The organism is Streptomyces sp. NPDC021224, from assembly GCF_044332905.1.
In the GTDB taxonomy this organism is placed as follows: Bacteria; Actinomycetota; Actinomycetes; order Streptomycetales; family Streptomycetaceae; genus Actinacidiphila.
Genome location: NZ_JBIRPW010000027.1, coordinates 1 through 17,897 on the forward strand (window position 1 = coordinate 1; position 17,897 = coordinate 17,897).

General features: G+C 71.2%; 13 protein-coding genes and 1 CRISPR repeat array. Of the genes, 11 read left to right on the forward strand and 2 right to left on the reverse strand.

Features of this window, described 5'->3' with window-relative positions; translation table 11 throughout:
- Positions 1 to 140: 140 nt before the first annotated feature.
- A complete protein-coding gene (locus ACH4PY_RS35725; protein ID WP_398192683.1) occupies positions 141 to 455 on the reverse strand; it encodes a hypothetical protein in 315 nt (104 codons plus the stop codon).
- A gap of 586 nt (positions 456 to 1,041) precedes the next feature.
- Positions 1,042 to 3,988: direct repeats of the CRISPR family, unit length 25 nt; unit sequence TCTCCGCGCGAGCGGAGGTGTCCCG.
- Between the two features lie 324 nt (positions 3,989 to 4,312).
- Positions 4,313 to 4,564 carry a hypothetical protein gene (locus ACH4PY_RS35730; protein ID WP_398192684.1) on the reverse strand — a complete coding sequence of 84 codons (252 nt, stop codon included), beginning with the start codon at positions 4,562 to 4,564 and terminating at the stop codon, positions 4,313 to 4,315.
- On the opposite strand from ACH4PY_RS35730, the gene ACH4PY_RS35735 reads away from it, so the two are divergent.
- From ACH4PY_RS35735 to ACH4PY_RS35785, 11 genes are all read left to right on the forward strand, one after another.
- Positions 4,554 to 5,204, forward strand: coding sequence for a hypothetical protein (locus ACH4PY_RS35735; protein ID WP_398192685.1), 651 nt, complete (start codon positions 4,554 to 4,556; stop codon positions 5,202 to 5,204). The two genes, ACH4PY_RS35730 and ACH4PY_RS35735, sit on opposite strands and share 11 nt — an antisense overlap.
- The gene (locus ACH4PY_RS35740) at positions 5,198 to 5,572 is read left to right on the forward strand and encodes a pilin (protein ID WP_398192686.1); all 375 of its coding nucleotides are present in this window, start codon (positions 5,198 to 5,200) and stop codon (positions 5,570 to 5,572) included. Before ACH4PY_RS35735 ends, ACH4PY_RS35740 begins: the two co-directional genes overlap by 7 nt.
- 56 nt (positions 5,573 to 5,628) lie before the next feature.
- Complete coding sequence (locus ACH4PY_RS35745; protein ID WP_398192687.1) at positions 5,629 to 7,344, forward strand: hypothetical protein; 1,716 nt, start codon at positions 5,629 to 5,631, stop codon at positions 7,342 to 7,344.
- The gene (locus ACH4PY_RS35750; protein WP_398192688.1) at positions 7,341 to 8,399 is read left to right on the forward strand and encodes a PrgI family protein; all 1,059 of its coding nucleotides are present in this window, start codon (positions 7,341 to 7,343) and stop codon (positions 8,397 to 8,399) included. Before ACH4PY_RS35745 ends, ACH4PY_RS35750 begins: the two co-directional genes overlap by 4 nt.
- Positions 8,396 to 10,267, forward strand: a complete 1,872-nt coding sequence (locus ACH4PY_RS35755) for a VirB4 family type IV secretion system protein (RefSeq protein WP_398192689.1) — start codon at positions 8,396 to 8,398, stop codon at positions 10,265 to 10,267. Before ACH4PY_RS35750 ends, ACH4PY_RS35755 begins: the two co-directional genes overlap by 4 nt.
- 39 nt (positions 10,268 to 10,306) lie before the next feature.
- Complete coding sequence (locus tag ACH4PY_RS35760; RefSeq protein ID WP_398192690.1) at positions 10,307 to 11,068, forward strand: hypothetical protein; 762 nt, start codon at positions 10,307 to 10,309, stop codon at positions 11,066 to 11,068.
- Positions 11,069 to 11,082: 14 nt separating this feature from the next.
- Positions 11,083 to 13,515, forward strand: a complete 2,433-nt coding sequence (locus ACH4PY_RS35765; RefSeq protein WP_398192691.1) for a type IV secretory system conjugative DNA transfer family protein — start codon at positions 11,083 to 11,085, stop codon at positions 13,513 to 13,515.
- Between the two features lie 22 nt (positions 13,516 to 13,537).
- The gene (locus ACH4PY_RS35770; protein ID WP_398192692.1) at positions 13,538 to 14,551 is read left to right on the forward strand and encodes a replication-relaxation family protein; all 1,014 of its coding nucleotides are present in this window, start codon (positions 13,538 to 13,540) and stop codon (positions 14,549 to 14,551) included.
- Between the two features lie 5 nt (positions 14,552 to 14,556).
- Positions 14,557 to 15,462, forward strand: coding sequence for an NlpC/P60 family protein (locus ACH4PY_RS35775; protein WP_398192693.1), 906 nt, complete (start codon positions 14,557 to 14,559; stop codon positions 15,460 to 15,462).
- Between the two features lie 466 nt (positions 15,463 to 15,928).
- On the forward strand, positions 15,929 to 16,357 hold the full coding sequence (locus tag ACH4PY_RS35780) for a hypothetical protein (RefSeq protein ID WP_398192694.1): 429 nt from the start codon (positions 15,929 to 15,931) through the stop codon (positions 16,355 to 16,357).
- A 66-nt stretch (positions 16,358 to 16,423) separates the two neighbouring features.
- Entirely contained in the window at positions 16,424 to 17,764 is a 1,341-nt protein-coding gene (locus ACH4PY_RS35785; RefSeq protein ID WP_398192695.1) for a VanZ family protein, read from the forward strand.
- Positions 17,765 to 17,897: the final 133 nt, after the last annotated feature.

Here is a 17,897-nt window from a genome sequence, read left to right on the forward strand (position 1 = left end):
GCCTCCGCTACCACGCGCGCAACGCCACCCGACCTCTGGCCACCCTCGGCATCACATGATCAAACCGGACAGACTCAATGAACGACGCCGCCCTGGCCGGTCGAGTGGTTTGTCGAAAGGCTCCAGGTACTTGTCGGTGGTCATACCGAGGTGTCCTCGTGTTTCCCAGAGGATTCCCCGGCGGCTATGCGGGCTTCGGCCGCCCACCGCAGCAATTCGCGCACCGCGATAGCCAACTCGCCCCGCAAGCGCTCCCCTGCGGCGCCGCCGAGGGTGGTCACGTGCCCGGTGAAATGGCGGGCACGGCCGCGCTCACTGCGGCCAGTGTACGACCAATTGGGCTGCTCGGAGCATGAATCGGTCTCGGTCGGAGGGCCATCCTCCTGCCGTTTCCACGGCGAGACGGTCTCGCCGTTCATGGCGGCGGAATCGGCCCTGTTCTCGGCACCCGCCATGCCTCACCTCCCACATTCCGAGAGAGCCGAGCGTGATCCGACCGAGACGAGAACGCACTGGCCGCTACCGAATTCCGTCTCGGTCAGGCAAGTTACGCGGATGTCGTGGAAGATCACCGAGCTTGTGCTGCTCTCGAAACTCCCGGCTCTGTGCAGCAAATGCCGCGTAGAGGAAGACGACCGGTCGCCGCAGGGGACCGTGCCAGTGCCAGCTTCTCGCGACGACGCCGCATGCGTCACCGCTGAGGCGGACTCGGCCGACACGAAGATCGCGTGTGGGCTCGCCAGCTGAAAGAGAGAGCGTACGGAACCTCGGCTGCACGACATGACGATCCCTCCGGGCTCGGGCAGTCAGCACCTGACAACTCCAAGGCCCGCCTGCCGTCCACGGTTGGACACGGCGACTTCCGAAAGACGGCACATCCGCATCGCCATGCGCGCAGAGGACCACGCCCCGCAGCAACGCGGACCTCTAGACTCACGTTCTATGGACCGCCCTGACTCGCCCCCCGCGCGCGGGGCTCAGAGCCGACTGAAGCCGAGCAAAGAAACTGCAAAGCCCTCCTAACGCCGCAGGTCAGAAAGTGTCCTCTCCGCGCGAGCGGAGGTGTCCCGGCCTCGATCCCGAGTTCCTTCAGGCCCTTCTTGTCCTCTCCGCGCGAGCGGAGGTGTCCCGACGAACCTGATCCGGCAGTTGCTCCCCATGCGGTCCTCTCCGCGCGAGCGGAGGTGTCCCGTAGTCGTCCACGATGCCTGCCAGCACCTCCCCGTCCTCTCCGCGCGAGCGGAGGTGTCCCGTACACCAGGTCTCCGGCCTGCACCCCGACGAGGTCCTCTCCGCGCGAGCGGAGGTGTCCCGCCGGTTTCGTCGGCGTGGATGCCCATGCCCTTGTCCTCTCCGCGCGAGCGGAGGTGTCCCGGGGTAGAGGGGGTGGTCAGACCTTCGGGATCTGTCCTCTCCGCGCGAGCGGAGGTGTCCCGCGGCTACGGGAGCACTTCGACAAGGCGATCGCGTCCTCTCCGCGCGAGCGGAGGTGTCCCGCCGGCGACCGCGCGGCCGCCCGGACCGCGTGGGTCCTCTCCGCGCGAGCGGAGGTGTCCCGGAACGCGACATGAGCGCCGAGCAGCAGGACGAGTCCTCTCCGCGCGAGCGGAGGTGTCCCGGAGTGCATCAAGTTCGGGGGCTACAGCTTCTCGTCCTCTCCGCGCGAGCGGAGGTGTCCCGCGCGAGTACGAGGACGACGACTTCGCCAAGGTGTCCTCTCCGCGCGAGCGGAGGTGTCCCGGAGTCCCTGGCGGCCGGGCACGTGCGCTGGTTGTCCTCTCCGCGCGAGCGGAGGTGTCCCGGACTTCCATCCACACGTGCTGCGGCACACGGCCTCCTCTCCGCGCGAGCGGAGGTGTCCCGGCGGCCTGCGCGGACCCCCGTTCGATCCTCGCGTCCTCTCCGCGCGAGCGGAGGTGTCCCGACCTCGATGGCGCGGCGGTTGCGGGCGGCGCCGTCCTCTCCGCGCGAGCGGAGGTGTCCCGAACCTCACGGGCCCGACGATGACCGCGGTGAAGTCCTCTCCGCGCGAGCGGAGGTGTCCCTTCGCGCGCCTGCGTGCCGCCGCGGTGGCGGCGGTCCTCTCCGCGCGAGCGGAGGTGTCCCGTTCCCCGGCTTGGCGCTGGAGGACACCGGCACGTCCTCTCCGCGCGAGCGGAGGTGTCCCGTACCACCCCGAGGTGTCGGCCGCCGCCGCCCTGTCCTCTCCGCGCGAGCGGAGGTGTCCCGGCGGACGCCGCCCCCTGACGCTCGCTGGTCACGTCCTCTCCGCGCGAGCGGAGGTGTCCCGACCAGGCGGAGGTGGTGGCACTCGCAGGGCTCGTCCTCTCCGCGCGAGCGGAGGTGTCCCGGATCTAACGGCCGGTCTCTACAACATTGAGTCGTCCTCTCCGCGCGAGCGGAGGTGTCCCGGGGCCGGAGGGCGCCCCGTTCCTCGACACCGTGTCCTCTCCGCGCGAGCGGAGGTGTCCCGGCGAGCCACCCGGCCAGCGCCGCCGCCTCGCCGTCCTCTCCGCGCGAGCGGAGGTATCCCGGCGGTGTGCTGTCCCTGGAAACGGCCGTGCAGATCCTCTCCGCGCGAGCGGAGGTATCCCGCCGCCACGGGCGTACTTGCCGCCCTTGACCTTGTCCTCTCCGCGCGAGCGGAGGTATCCCGCGCGCCATGTGGTCGGTGGGACCGGCCTGGATGTCCTCTCCACGCGAGCGGAGGTATCCCGGACGCACTCCGCCCCAACCTGATCGCCTGCCTGTCCTCTCCGCGCGAGCGGAGGTATCCCGATCCGTGCGTTCGAGCACGGCATGGACATCCAGTCCTCTCCGCGCGAGCGGAGGTGTCCCGCGGCAGCACAGTCCCTTGCACGCCGCCTTGCAGTCCTCTCCGCGCGAGCGGAGGTGTCCCGAACATGGCGCTGCGCCAGATGATCCGGGAGATGTCCTCTCCGCGTGAGCGGAGGTGTCCCGCCCCCGAGGCCCGGAGTTGGTAGCTCCGGACTGTCCTCTCCGCGCGAGCGGAGGTGTCCCGCCCCCGAGGCCCGGAGTTGGTAGCTCCGGACTGTCCTCTCCGCGCGAGCGGAGGTGTCCCGCCCGAAGACCTGGCCCAACTGTTCGACGCCAGGTCCTCTCCGCGCGAGCGGAGGTGTCCCGATCATCTGCGATCCGGACCGCCGGGGAGGGACGTCCTCTCCGCGCGAGCGGAGGTGTCCCGCGATCAAGCAGGCGTTGGGGATCCACTCGCCGGTCCTCTCCGCGCGAGCGGAGGTGTCCCGGTGCTGGGGGAGGGTGTTGATATCAGGGCGGTGTCCTCTCCGCGCGAGGTGTCCCGCGGATGCTGGCGCGCTCGCTCACGGCTTCCCCGTCCTTTCCGCGCGAGCGGAGGTGTCCCGGTCGACATCATCCAGCAGACGCCCCCGCCCCCGTCCTCTCCGCGCGAGCGGAGGTGTCCCGTAGCGCCACATCAGGTGCTCGGAACCGTCGGCGTCCTCTCCGCGCGAGCGGAGGTGTCCCGAATCGGGCGGTGCAGGTGTCTCGGGTGCTCACGTCCTCTCCGCGCGAGCGGAGGTGTCCCGCTCACCCGGGCGACGACAGCCAGCAGTTCACCGTCCTCTCCGCGCGAGCGGAGGTGTCCCGCTGAGGGCATGCCGGTGCGCGTGGAGAGCCCCGTCCTCTCCGCGCGAGCGGAGGTGTCCCGATCTTCGTGAGCGGCCCCGGCGTGAGCACGGCGTCCTCTCCGCGCGAGCGGAGGTGTCCCGCTGTCGACCGTGACCGCGCCGAACTCCGCCGCGTCCTCTCCGCGCGAGCGGAGGTGTCCCGGACTTCTCCCTGACCGTCTCCGGACGCACGTAGTCCTCTCCGCGCGAGCGGAGGTGTCCCGCTGGTCGACCAGGTGCTGGTGCGGTACTCGACGTCCTCTCCGCGCGAGCGGAGGTGTCCCGTGCCTCGTCGCGCTCGCCAGTCGCGGGTGGCAGTCCTCTCCGCGTCCGCGGAGGTGCCCCTGGGCGCACCTTCCTGCGCTGGTACGGGATCCGGCCCCCTCCTGGCCAGCGTTCAGCTCTAGCGCTCGATGGTGACGATGGAGCTACCAAATCGACAAGAGGCCAGTTCGTGGGCCTCGGCGGCTTGCCGGGAACCGCTCCCCCTGCAGCAATTCCACTGTCCGCAGCGCGGCATGAGCTCGTCCTGCTGATCGCCTAAAGAAAACCGTCCTGGCCTCGCCGTGGCGGTTTCTTGGCGTAGGTCTGGCTCGGTGATGGGCGTCAGCTCGTCGTCGATCGAGGAGGCGCCGCGTCATGGGTGCTCGACGTGTGGGAAGCGATCAGCAGGGGTTGCGGGATTCGTTGCCGCTGGACAGTGCGAGGGCGTCGTTCGCGTTGTTGGTGGCCGGGCCGGCGCCGTTGGCGTTGAACGGGCGGAGGTTCAGCGGGCTGCCCAACCGGCGGGTGGCGCTGGACGAGGTCAGGGAGCGGATGTTGCGGCGGCGGTGCTCGGCCGCCACCAGGGATGCGGTGTGGTCGTATCTGGTGCGGCGGTCGCGGCGGGAGGGGGCGGCCTGGACGGTGGCGTGCACCGGGATGGCGTTGCCCGCACTGAGTGGGGTGGCGCGGTGGCTGGGTGCGCGGTTTCCGGGGGACGTGTTCGACGTGCACGCCGAGGTGCTGGCCGGGTTTCTGGGCGGGCTGGCGACGGTGGACCTGGGGCGTCCGCACGTGCTGCCGCGGTTGCGGTGGGCGGCGTACCGGCAGGGGTACGCCGCGTTGATGGAGGCGCTCGACGCGCCGGTGCCGGTGAGCGGGAGCGGGTTCCGGTCGGTCGCGCCGCGGTCGCCGGTCGGGCATCCGGATCTGGTGCTGGCCCGGGCGGTGCGGGCAGCGGTCGTGTCGCGGGGCGAGGCGGAGCTGATCGGCACGACCCGGTTGGAGGAGGTCCCGGTGTCCGCGTGGGCGGACGGGCACGGGACGACGGTGGGGGCGGCGTACAAGGCGCGCAGCCGCGCGGAGGCCCGGCTCGTCGCCTTCATCCGGGACGAGTGCCGGGCGGCTGATCCGGACGATCCCGCGGCCACAGCCGCACTGGACCGGCTTCCGGGCCAACCACGGAAGAGCCGGGACAGCGTGTCCAAAACGGGCGCGGATGCGGGCCTTGGGAAGCGCGGGAGCACCTCGCCCGCCCCGACCCGCCCTATGTCCCGGGAAGGCCACCGATGCTGATACCCGCTGCCCGTTCCTCCCGCCGCCACGTCCGACGCCGCGCGCTGACGGTCACCGCCGCTGTTCTCGTGCTGTGCGCTGTCGGCGTGCCGGCGGCCACGGCCGCCGAGCCGTCGCAGGTGCTGGCGCTCGCCACGTCGGTCGGCACCGTGCTGAACAACATCCGCAACTGGATCATGGGCATCCTCGCCGGTCTGGCGACCGTGTTCCTGTCGATCGGCGGCGTCCGCTACCTGATGGCGGGCGGTGACCCCGGCGAGGTCGAGAAGGCCAAGACCGCGTTCAAGAGCGCCGGGTGGGGCTACGGCCTGGCCGCGCTCGCGCCCCTCATCGTGCAGATCCTCAAGGGCATCGTGGGCGCGCAGTGACCACCGCGTCTGCCGCGCCGGGCCGTCGTGCCCGGCGCGGCTCCCGGCGTCGCGCGGTGGCGGCTGCCGTCGCCGTCACGGTGGCGGTCGTCGTCGTGGGCGGACTGCCCGCGCGTGCCGACCCCGTACCGTCACCCGGCCCGACCACCACGACGACGGCAACGGCCCCGCCGGCAACGGCCCCGCCGGCGACGTCCGCGCCGCCCGGTACGAGCGCCGCCCCCACGCCCGCCCCGCCGTCGTGCGCGCCGCAGGACTGCATCCCGCAGCCGGGCAGTTCGGCACCCACCGAGGCCCCGGCGCCGGGAGTCACGTCCCCGCCGCCGGACGCGGGCGGCGGTCCCGGCGGGATCACCGGGTGGATCACGAAGGGCATCAACGCCGCGATCGGCGCCTTCTTCAAGACGATCATCACCGCGGCGCTGAACCCGCTGCTGAAGTTGCTCGGCGACACCCTGCTGGCCACGCCGAGCCTGTCGTCGCTCCCGCGGGTCGGGGAGCTGTGGCAGAACTCGTGGGAAATCGTGCTCGCGGTCTACGGCATCCTCATCGCGCTCGCCGGGATCGTGCTGATGTCGTACGAGTCCTTGCAGAGCCGCTACTCGGTCAAGGAGATCGCCCCGCGGATCCCCGTCGGGCTGCTGGCCGCCGGGCTGTCGCTGTTTCTGGCGGGCAAGGCGGTCGACCTGGCCAACGCGCTCTCGCACGCGGTGATGGGCGCCGGAGCGGAGGGCGAAGGCGCAGGCAACACACTGGCGACGTTCGTGCTGAGCAGCTTCGTGCCGGGAGCGGACCTCTTCACGGACATCATGTGGGTCGTCGTCATCGGCGTGCTGGTGGCGCTGCTGATCACGTACGTCGTACGGGTCGCGCTGACGGTGATCCTCGTGGCGGGCGCGCCGCTGGCGCTGATGTGCCACGCGCTGCCGCAGACGGACGGGATCGCCCGGTGGTGGTGGCGGACGTTCGGCGGGGTGCTCGCGATCCAGGTGGCGCAGTCGCTGACGCTCATCACGGGGATCCGCGTCTTCCTGAACTCCGGCGGGCTCGCCGGGAAGGGGCTGTTCGGCGGGGTGTCCAGCGGGCTGGTCAACCTGCTGGTGACGCTGGCGCTGACGTACATCCTGTTCAAGATCCCGTTCTGGATCCTGGGGTCGGTGCGGGTCGGCCAGGGCCGGTCGTTCGCGGGGCGGGCGGTGCGGGCGTACCTGATGTACCAGACGCTGGGGATGCTGCGCGGCGCCGGGAACACGAGGGCCGCTGTCCGCAGCGGGCCGAACGGAGGCGGGGCACCACGGCGGCCGGGCGGTGGGCCTGTCCCGGTGGCACCGCGCCGGGCCGTCAACCCGGCGGCAGCCGCACCCGTCGCGCGTCGGCGGCCGCCCGGGCAGCCCCTTTTCCGTTCGCCGGGGCAGAGCCCGCAGGCCGCGGCATCTCCGCGTCGGGCGGCCGGTCCGCCGCCCATGCCGACGTTCCAGGCTCCGGGCGCCCCTGGGACTCCCGCCCCTGTACCGCGGCCCGCGCAACCGCCGGGGATGCCGACGTTCCGGGCTCCGGCTGCACCTGCCCGAGTACGGCCCGGCGCCCGGCCGGTGGGCCCTCCGCCCCGGCAGCCGCTCTTCCGACAGCCGGTCCCCGCAAATCCGGTGCAGCCCCGGCGGGTGACTGCGCCGCCCCCGCCCGCCACCTTCCGCGAGCCGCGCCCCCGGGCTGGCGCCGCCCAAGTACCCCCACCGCCCCGCCGCACACCGCCCGGAGGTGATCGCCGGTGAGCCAGCCCGTACGCATCCCGGCCGACGTCGACCGCGAGGACACCGTCGTCGCGAACCTCACCGCACGGCAGCTGCTCATCCTCGCCGTCACGGGAACCGTCCTGTACGGCGTCTGGTCCCTGAGCCGGGGCTTCGTCCCCGCAGCGGTCTTCCTGCTGGGCGCCGTCCCGGTCGCGGGAGCGGCGGCTTTCCTCGCGCTGGGGCGGCGCGACGGCTTGTCGATGGATCGGCTGGTCCTGGCCGCGGTACGGCAACGCGCCGCCGCTCGTCTGCAGATCGCCGCCCCGGAAGGGACCGACCAGGCACCCGCCTGGCTGGCTGCCCGCGTCACATCAGGCACCGAGCACCTCGGGAAAGCGGCCGGTCCGCCGAGCCTCCCCGTCAGCGGAGTGGACGAGGCAGGAGTGATCGACCTCGGCTCCGACGGTCTTGCCGCGGTCGCGGCGTGCGGCACGGTCAACTTCGCGCTGCGCACCCCGACCGAGCAGGAAGCTCTCGTCGCGGCGTTCGGCCGCTACCTGCACTCGCTCACCGCCCCCGTGCAGGTCCTGGTACGAGCCGAGCGCCTGGACCTGTCCGCGCAGATCGCCGAACTCCACGCCCAGGCGGCGGGCTTGCCGCACCCCGCGCTGGAGAACGCGGCCCGCGAGCACGCCGACTACCTTGTCGAGCTGGGGCGTTCGTCGGTCCTGCTGCGCCGCCAGGTCCTGCTCGTCCTGCGTGAGCCGCTCGGCGCGGCGCCTCCCACGGACGGCCTCGGCGGTGCCTCACCGCTCGCCGCGCTCGCCCAACTGCGGGCGGGACGCCGCTCGGGCCCGGTCACCGAAGCCGCCCTGCGCGCTGCGGAGAACCGGCTGGCACGGCGGCTGAGCGAGGCGGCCGAGTTGCTGGGCCCGACCGGCATCACCGTCACGCCGTTGGACGCCGGCCAGGCCTCCGCCGTCCTGGCCGCGGCCTGCAACCCGGACAGCCTCCTCCCGCCGTCCGCCGAACTCGTCGGCCCGCAGGACGTCATCACCGGAGCGTGGCCCGACGGCGAAGAGGACCGGTCATGAGCAAGAAGGCCCGCACCCCGGCACGGCAGCGCACCGCGAGCCCCTTCGCCCCCGACACCCTCGCTGTCACGCCCCGTCGGCTGGAGGTCGGCACCGACCATGTCGCGTCCTTCGCCGTCACCGGCTACCCGCGCGAGGTCCACCCGGGCTGGCTCCAGCCGCTGCTGACCTATCCCGGCCGGGTCGACGTCGCCCTGCACGTCGAGCCCATCGACCCCGTCACCGCCGCGAACCGCCTCAAGCGCCAGCTGGCCAAGATGGAGTCCGGCCGCCGCCACACCCAGGAGCACGGAAGGCTCCTGGACCCGCACGTCGAGGCGGCGACCGAGGACGCGTACGAGCTGTCCGCCCGTGTCGCCCGCGGCGAGGGCAAGCTCTACCGTGTCGGCCTCTACCTGACCGTCCACGCCGACACCGCCGAAGCCCTGGCCGACGAGGTCACCGCGGTGCGCTCGCTGGCCGCGAGCCTGCTGATGGACGCCAAACCGACCACGTACCGCAGCCTCCAGGGCTGGGTCACATGCCTGCCGCTCGGGCTGGACCCGATCCGGATGCGCCGCACCTTCGACACCGCCGCGCTTGCGGCGAGCTTCCCCTTCACCAACCCCGACCTGCCGCCGCCCGACCCGGCCGCCACGACCGCGCCCAGCGGCGTGCTCTACGGCTACAACATCGGCTCCCAAGGCCTGGTCCACTGGGACCGCTTCGCCCTCGACAACCACAACTCCGTGGTCCTGGGCCGCTCCGGCGCCGGGAAGTCGTACCTGGTCAAGCTCGAACTGCTCCGGTCGCTCTACCGCGGCATCGAGGTCCACGTCGTCGACCCCGAGGACGAGTACGCCCGCCTCGCCGCCGCGGTCGGCGGCACGTACGTCCACCTCGGCGACCAGGGCGTACGCATCAACCCCTTCGACCTGCCGCTGCACACCCGCCCCGGCGGCCGCCGCAGCGCGCCGCGCGACGCCCTGCTGCGTCGCTCGCTGTTCCTCCACACCGCGCTCGTCGTCCTGCTGGGCGCCGAACCGGCCCCCGCCGAGAGGGCGGTGCTGGACCGCGCGATCACCGCGACCTACCAGCGGGCCGGGATCACCGGCGACCCGCGTACCTGGGCCCGTCCGGCACCGCTGCTCGCCGACCTCGCCGACGTCCTGAGCCGGGCCGGGGACCGTACGGCCGACGATCTGGCCGCGCGCCTGCACCCGTACGTCGAGGGTGCCTTCTCCGGGCTGTTCGACGGGCCCACCACCACCCGGCCCGAGGGGCACCTGGTCGTGTACTCGCTGCGCGACCTGGCCGACGAGCTCAAGCCCATCGGCACGCTGCTCACCCTCGATGCCGTCTGGCGCAAGGTCTCCGATCCCGCGCTGCGCCGCCCGCGGCTCGTCGTCGTCGACGAGGCGTGGCTGCTGATGCGGGAGCCCGCCGGGGCAGACTTCCTCTTCCGGATGGCCAAGGCCGGCCGCAAGCGCTGGGCCGGACTGACCGTCGCCACCCAGGACACCGCCGACGTCCTCGGCTCCGACCTCGGCAAAGCCGTCGTCGCCAACGCCGCCACGCAAATCCTGCTGCGGCAGGCACCGCAGGCCATCGACGAGATCACCGCGACCTTCAACCTGTCCGACGGCGAGCGCCAGTTCCTGCTCTCGGCCGACCGCGGACAGGGGCTGCTGTCCACCGGCACGCAACGCGTCGCCTTCCAGGCCGTCGCCTCCCCCGCCGAGCACGCCCTCGTCACCACCGATCCGGCCGAGCTGGCCGCCTTCGACGCCGCACGGGACGACTTCTCCCTCGACGTCGACGAGGACGCCGACGGGACGTACGGGCTCGCGGAGGACGACGACGGCTACCTCGACCTCGGCGCCGGCTGACCGGCGCGCTCCCCCTGCCTCTGCTGCGAAGGGCTCACCATGCCTCCAGCGCCCTGCCCCTCCTCCGACCGACCCGCACGGCTCCTGACGCAGAACCGCGAGATGCGGGCCATCGGCGTCTGGAACTGGACGCTCCCCGCCTGGGCCGGACGGCTGCCCGACGGGCGCACGTACAACACGTGCCCGTCCGCCGGGATCTGCCGCCACGTCTGCTACGCCCGCAACGGCACCTACCGCTGGCCGAAGGTCCGCGCCAAGCACCATGCGAACCTCACCTTCGTCCTCGACGACCTGCCGGGGTGGGAGCGTGCGATGGTCGCCGAACTCGGCGCCCGCCGCTTCCACGGCGCGTGGGTGCGGATCCACGACAGCGGCGACTTCTTCTCCGACGCCTACCTGCTGGCCTGGCTGCGCGTCATACGCGTCCGCGACGCGACCGGCTTCTACGCCTACACCAAGGAAGTCGCCCGCTTCCGCGCCCTGGTCGAGCCCGACCCGCCCGACAACTTCCTGTGGGTCTACAGCTTCGGCGGCACCCAGGACGTGGCCCTGGACGTCGCCCGCGACCGCGTCGCCGACGTCTTCCCCGACGAGCAGGCCGTCCACGACGCGGGCTGGAACTCCCAGGAGGCCAACGACCTGCTGGCCGTCCTCGGCCCACGGCTGGTCGGGATCCCCGCCAACCGCATCCCGCACTACCTCAAGCGCCTCGGCACCAGGACCTTCCGCTCCTGGCAGGCCGAGGTGGACGCCGAGCGCCGCGGGGCCGGCGCCGCGCCTTCGTCCCGGCGCGCGGCTTGATCTCGGGAGCCGCCATGACGAACCCGACCGTAAGCGCCTCCTTGCTGGGCCGCTTCCTCGTCGACCCGGGCGGCACGCTGCACTCGGTCCTCCAGCAGAGCTTCGTGACGGCCACCGCGTGGGCGCCGGTCGCTGCCCCGGCGCTCGCGGCCGTACTCGGCTCGGCCGCGTGGGGCCGCCGGTGGTGGCGCCGCAGGCTCCGCCGCCGCATGGCCGCAGGCGCCCGGCTGGTCGGCATCCTGCCCCCGCCCGGCGCCGACCCGGCCGGCGCCGCGGCGCTCTGGGCGAACCTACTGGGCCTGCTCCGTCCGGCATCGCGCCGCTACTGGACCGGGCAGCCGCACCTGGCCTGGGAGTACGTCTTCGACCGCGAGACGATCCACATACGGATGTGGGTGCCCGGCGTCATCCCGCCAGGCATGGTGGAGCGGGCGATCGAGGCGGCCTGGCCCGGCGCACGTACCCGGACGACGTCCGCGAGAAGCGGGCTCCTTGCGGGGAAGGGCACGGTGGAGGCCGCGGGCGGCGAGCTGCGGCTCGCCCGCATCGAAGCGCTGCCGATCCGCACAGACTTCCCCGCCGACCCGATCCGGGCGCTCCTCGGCGCTCCGGCAGGGCTCGGCGCGGACGAGCAGGCCATCGTGCAGGTCCTGGCGCGGCCGGTCACCGGCCGCCGGGTGAAACGCGCCCGCCGCACCGGCGCCGGGGCCTCGGCCCGCGTAGTCGCCCGGCTGCTGGACCTGCTCACCCCCGGTGCGAACCGTCCGGCCCGCCCGTCCCGCCCGGTCCAGGAGCGGCAGGACGCGCTCGCGACTGCCGCGGAGGACCGCGCGGTCGTGGTCAAGCAGCGCGGGGCGTCGTACGAGACCCGTATCCGTTACGCCGTCACCGCCGCCGGGAACGCCGAGCGGAGCCCGTCCCAGCAGGCGGCGCTGCGCGGGCGGGCGCACGCCCTTGCGGCGGCGTTCTCGGCGTACACCGAGCACAACTACTACCGCCGCGTCCGGTTGCGCCGCGCACGGGCGCGCGTCGACGAACGCCGCCTCGACCGCGGCGACCTGCTGTCCGTCCCGGAGCTCGCCGTGCTCGCGCACCTACCCTGGGACGACGCCGTCCCCGCTCTGCAGCGCGCCGGAGCGCGGGCCGTCCCGCCCCCGCCCGGCGTACCCACCACGAGCGCGGCCGTCCGCCCCATCGGCCTCACCGACTCCGGCCACTCCCGACCCGTCGGCCTGCGCGTCCCCGACGCCCGCCACCACCTGCACGTCCTGGGCGCCACCGGCTCCGGCAAGTCCGAGCTGCTCGCCCGCATGATCCTCGCCGACGCCGAGGCCGGACGGGGTCTGGTCGTCGTCGACCCCAAGGGCGACCTGATCACCGACATCCTGATGCGGCTGCCCGAGGACGTCGGCGACAAGGTGATCCTCTTCGACGCGGGCAGCAAGGCCCGCCCGCCGGTCCTCAACCCGCTCCAGGGCGAGGACTCCGCCGCGACCGTCGACAACCTGGTGTCGATCTTCTCCCGCGTCTACTCCGCGTCCTGGGGCCCGCGCACCGACGACATCCTGCGCGCGGGCCTGCTCACGCTGCGCGCCCTCCCCGGCACCCCGCTGCTCAGCGACCTGCCCCAGCTCCTGACCTCCCCCGCCTTCCGGCAGCGCGCCACCGCGCAGATCCACGACGACATCCTGCGCGGCTTCTGGTCCTGGTACGACGACCTGTCCGCGCCCGCCCGCGCCCAGGTCACCGCCCCGCTGATGAACAAGCTCCGCGGCTTCCTGCTGCGCCCCTTCGTCCGCGCAGCCCTCGCCGGCGGCCCCTCCACCGTGAGCATGGACGCCGTCCTCGACGGGGGCATCTGCCTGGTCCGTATCGCCAAGGACGCCCTGGGCACGGAGACCGCGCACCTCATGGGCTCCATCGCCGTCGCCGCCACCTGGCAGGCCGCCACCCGCCGCGCCCACATCCCGCAGCCCCGCCGCCACGACGCCGGCCTCTACCTCGACGAGGCCCACAATTTCCTCAACCTCCCCTACGCCCTAGAGGACATGCTCGCCGAGGCCCGCGCCTACCGGCTGTCCATGACCCTCGCCCACCAGCACCTGCGCCAACTGCCGAAGGAACTCGAAGAGGGCATCAGCACCAACGCCCGCACCAAGATCTTCTTCAACGCCTCCCCCGAGGACGCCCACCGCCTCGCCCGGCACACCGAACCCCGCCTCACCGCCCACGACCTGTCCAACCTCGACGCCTTCCACGCCGTCGTCCGCCCCGTCCTCCACGGCGCCGAAGCCCCCGCCTTCACCGCCGTCACCGAGAAGCTCCCGCCGCCCGTCCCCGGCCGCGCCCGCCGCATCCGCGCCGCGGCCCGCCGCAACGCCCTGCCCGCGGCCGACGCCACACCCGGGCCGGCCGAGCCGGGAGCGGACCCTCGCCGCAGTACCTGACGCCTCGGAGGTGCACCCGCCCGTGATCACCAAACCCACCCCGCAGCGCGCCCTGCGCGCCCACCGCCCGCCCCGGCCGACCCCCCGCGCGGCGGCGACCGGCGAGTACATCGCCCGCCTCGCCTCCCGGCTGACCGCCCGCGACCGCTGGGTCGCCCGCATGCTCCACGAGCACAAGGTCCTCACCAGTACCCAGCTCGCCGCCATGGCCTGGCCCTCGCAGCGCGTGGCGAACATGCGGCTGCGCGAGCTGTTCACCTGGCGCGTCGTCGACCGCTTCCAGCCGTACGCGCCGTCCGGCTCCGCGCCCATGCACTACGTCCTCGACGCCGCGGGCGCCGCGATCCTCGCCCACGAGGACGGCCTCGACCCGCGCGACCTCGGCTACCGCCACGAACGCGCCATCGGCATCGCCCACTCGCTGCGCCTGGCCCACACCGTCGGCACCAACGAGGTCTTCACCACCTTGATCGCGTGCGCGAGGCGCGGCGGAAGCGGGCAGCTGACCACCTGGTGGTCCGAGGCCCGCTGCGCCCGCCACTTCGGCGACATCGTCCGCCCCGACGCGTACGCCCGCTGGCAGGAGGCCAGTTCCACTGTGGAGTGGTTCCTGGAGTACGACCTCGCCACAGAACGCCCCGACCGCGTCGCCGCGAAGCTCCCCGCGTACGCCAAGCTCGCCACGACTACGGGCATCACCACACCGCTCCTGCTCTGGCTCCCCACCGCCCGCCGCGAAGCGGCCGTCCGCCGCGCCCTGACGGCTGCGCTCGCCGAACTCGACCAGCCCGCCCGGCTTCCCGTGGCCACGGCGTCTGCCGACCACCTCGCCGTCGACGGCAACCCGGCGGGCGAGCACTGGCTCCCCCTCCAGGCGCACCGCCCGGCGCCGGGCCGGCTTCGCCTCGCAGGGCTCCTCGCCGCATGGCCGCAGGTCACACCGGTTGGCAGCGGCGGTGTGGCCGCGCCTGGCCCGAGCGGACTCCTCCCCCCGTCGCCCACGCCCCCGCCTGCCTCCGTACGCACGGGCGGCTGACGTCCATGGCGAAGGCAGTCGCGGCAGCGCTGGCCTGCTTCACCCTCCTCGTCGCACTGACCTCGGCCGGTGCGACGTCCCTGCTCGCCCCCTTCACCGGCACAGCGAGCATGGCGAGCGCCACCGCGCTGTCCGACATCCCGCCCGACTACCTCGCCCTCTACGTCGACGCGGCTCGGACCTGCCCGGGGCTGGACTGGACCGTGCTCGCCGCCATCGGCAAGATCGAGAGCGACCACGGCCGCTCAGGCCTGCCCGGTGTCCGCACAGGTGCCAACTCCGCCGGGGCGGAGGGCCCGATGCAGTTCCTCCCGGCGACCTTCACCTCGGTGACCGCCCGTTCGCCGGGAGGCCCTGCCCCTTCCCCTTACGACCCCCACGACGCGATCTACGCAGCGGCCACCTACCTCTGCCGCTCCGGCGCCCCCACCGACCTCCACCAAGCCGTCTACGCCTACAACCACGTCGAGTGGTACGTCTCCCAAGTCCTCACCCAGGCAGCCCTTTACACCAGCTCGTCATCCCTCGGCGCCCCCGCGTCGACCGCCCCCGCCGCCCTCGAAGCCCTCAACTACGCCCAGGGCCAACTCGGCCTCCCCTACGCCTGGGGCGCCACGGGCCCCACGAGCTTCGACTGCTCCGGCCTCACCCAATCCGCCTACGCAGCCGCCGGCATCGTCCTCCCCCGCACGGCCCAGGAGCAGTACCACCGCGGCCCCCACCTCCCCGCGGGCTCGCCCCTGCTGCCCGGCGACCTCGTCTTCTACGGCACCCCGACCCACATCCACCACGTGGGCCTCTACATCGGCGGAGGCCAGATAATCGACGCGCCGCACACCGGAGCCACCATCCGTATCGAGCTGTACCGCTACGAGGGCGACGACTACGTGGGCGCAGTCAGGCCTGCTTGACCGCTCGTCCTCGCCGACGGACGCAGAGTCCTCAGCCGAGGCCCGAGTCGGCCATCGTCACGGCCACCACGGAGGATGGCAGTTGGCGCGCAGCAACGCCTGGCCGCAAGAGGATGACAGTGCTCCCAATAACCATACCTTGGCTCAGTTCTACGGGCGCGGACTGAGCCATTGCGCAAAGCGAACGACCACTCCACTCCGGAACGGCCGCTTCCATGGCAAAAACAGCCGCTAGAGGTCACACATTGGCCGCTCCCGCCGGATCGCCTCTACATGTATTTACGTGTGTCGACAACCGCTCAAAGTAGTCACACGCGTGACTCAAATACGGTGGTTGTCCGTAGCCCTACGGTTACGTAGGGTCGATCGCGGGGTGGCAAAATGCCGTCTCCGAGGGGGGCGCGCCAGCGTGTAGGCAGTATGCGTTACCTCACCTCTCACGACTCTTCCCGCAGAGGGGTAAAACATGAAGCTTGTTCAGAGCAAAATTTCTCGCATTGCGGCAATCGCCTGCTTGACCGTGGTGGCGTTGGGCACAGGAGCCGCTTCGGAAGCGGCCACCGCCTCCCCGCGGATCGGTGGAACCACCGGCTGCCCCGGTAGCGGGTACATCGAGCATTACTTCACGTGCACCTCGCTTTCCAATGGCGTGCTTCAGCACTACAAGTACACCAACGACATCGCAGAGACGGCGTACTACAAGAAGGGGGGTTCCGCGGTCAGCGCGGCCGTCGGATACGGAAAGGGCTCTTCCACCGTGTACGCTGCCTCCAAGACTGTCAGTTCGGGCCAGACGCTCGACTCCAGCTGGTCGGGCGTCGCGTACTGCACGTCGACCGTCGGCCTCCTGAAGGCGAGCACCGGAACTTACCAGACGCCGCCGGCGTCCTGCTGATCGAACAGAAATTTTAGGGTGTGCCGCCCACAGGGGCGGCACACCCAATAAAATAAACGGAGAATTGTGTTTTCAGCTGTATTCCATGGCCAGTCATGGTTCCTCTTCTGCGCTTGCATCATTGCATTATTACTGGCATGTGGTGCGTTTTCCCTGGCGCAACGACACGGGGTTCGGCCATGGGAGTTCGCTAGCCTCACCGCCTTCTTGGTAGCGGAAATTTCCGTGACGCTACTCATGCCTAACGGGGGCTATACGAGTCACACCTGCATCATCAACCGGAACGTCTTTGGGTCGCTACTGACCGACCAAGGGTTGTTCAACCTTTTGATGTTCATCCCCATCGGCCTGACCGGCGTGCTGGCGACCCGATCCGTACTGCCGACCGTCGCAGGATCCGTAGCCCTCTCGATGTTCACAGAACTGGCCCAAGCAGCCGTACCCGGCATCGGTCGCAATTGCGACAGCAGCGACCTGACCATGAACACAGCTGGCGCTGTTATCGGCGCCGCCGTCGCATACGTCATACTGGATAACCCAAGTACCCGCCCGCCCCTGGAACGACACTGGCGCCCCACCGCCTACGGATTCGCTGCCGCAGTTGTCGTAGTTGCGATCGTGTCTACCACCAGCATCCAGTTTCTTTCAATGGATGCCACCGGAATTCAATTCGCCAACGGGAAGCAGAAAGACGCCGCACAGAAAGCTTTGCATGCATCATTTGGCGACAAGTACAGAATAACCAGGATCCAGTACCAGCCACCGGTAGGCGGTGGTAGCGGCCAAGGAACCATCGCAATGGTACTGGACAATGGACAGGCAAATGCTTCACTGACTTGGCCCGAAAACCAGACACTCACCGTGTCGTTTGAGAATTCCGATACTATCACAAATGAAAGCTTCCCCGTTGCTGGAGCAGAAGCGGCCCCGAAGACGGGACAAGAAGCGCTTGCCATTGCTACGAAATATGCGCGCCAATACCACCCCGATGCACTTGTCTCCTCCCAAAGCACAGTCACCCAGGTGGACCCAGATGCGAAGCTGGGGTGGATGGCTAGCTGGCGGCGAGTGAGTGCGGACGGCATCCTCATGCCCATGCGACTCGACGTTGAGATCAATCGAGCCGGGCGCATATCACAGATGGTCAGCGCAGATATCAGCGATCCGATCGATCTCCCTCCCGTGAGAGTAGCAAAGGCCGACGCCGTGGAGAAAGCTAGGCAGTCAATCGCGAATCTCCTGCACGATGGCCAGAAATTTAAAGTAGCGAATGTTTCACTTCGGGCCATGGACCGGGGAGGAAAGTGGCGCACCGAGTACGTTGTTTCTTACATCACCCCCAGCGGAGATGAGGCGCAGTCAGTCAGTTACGTCGACGCGACGACGGGAACAACTAATTCTGAATAGCGAAACGGCGTCCCCTCACGCCAAGCACGCTCAGCCGCCGGTGCAAAGCGGGCCGAGGGCGGGCGGTACGGTCACATGTCGTGTCCGGCTACCTCCGCTCACGCGGAGCAGACACGCCCATCCACGCTCTGCC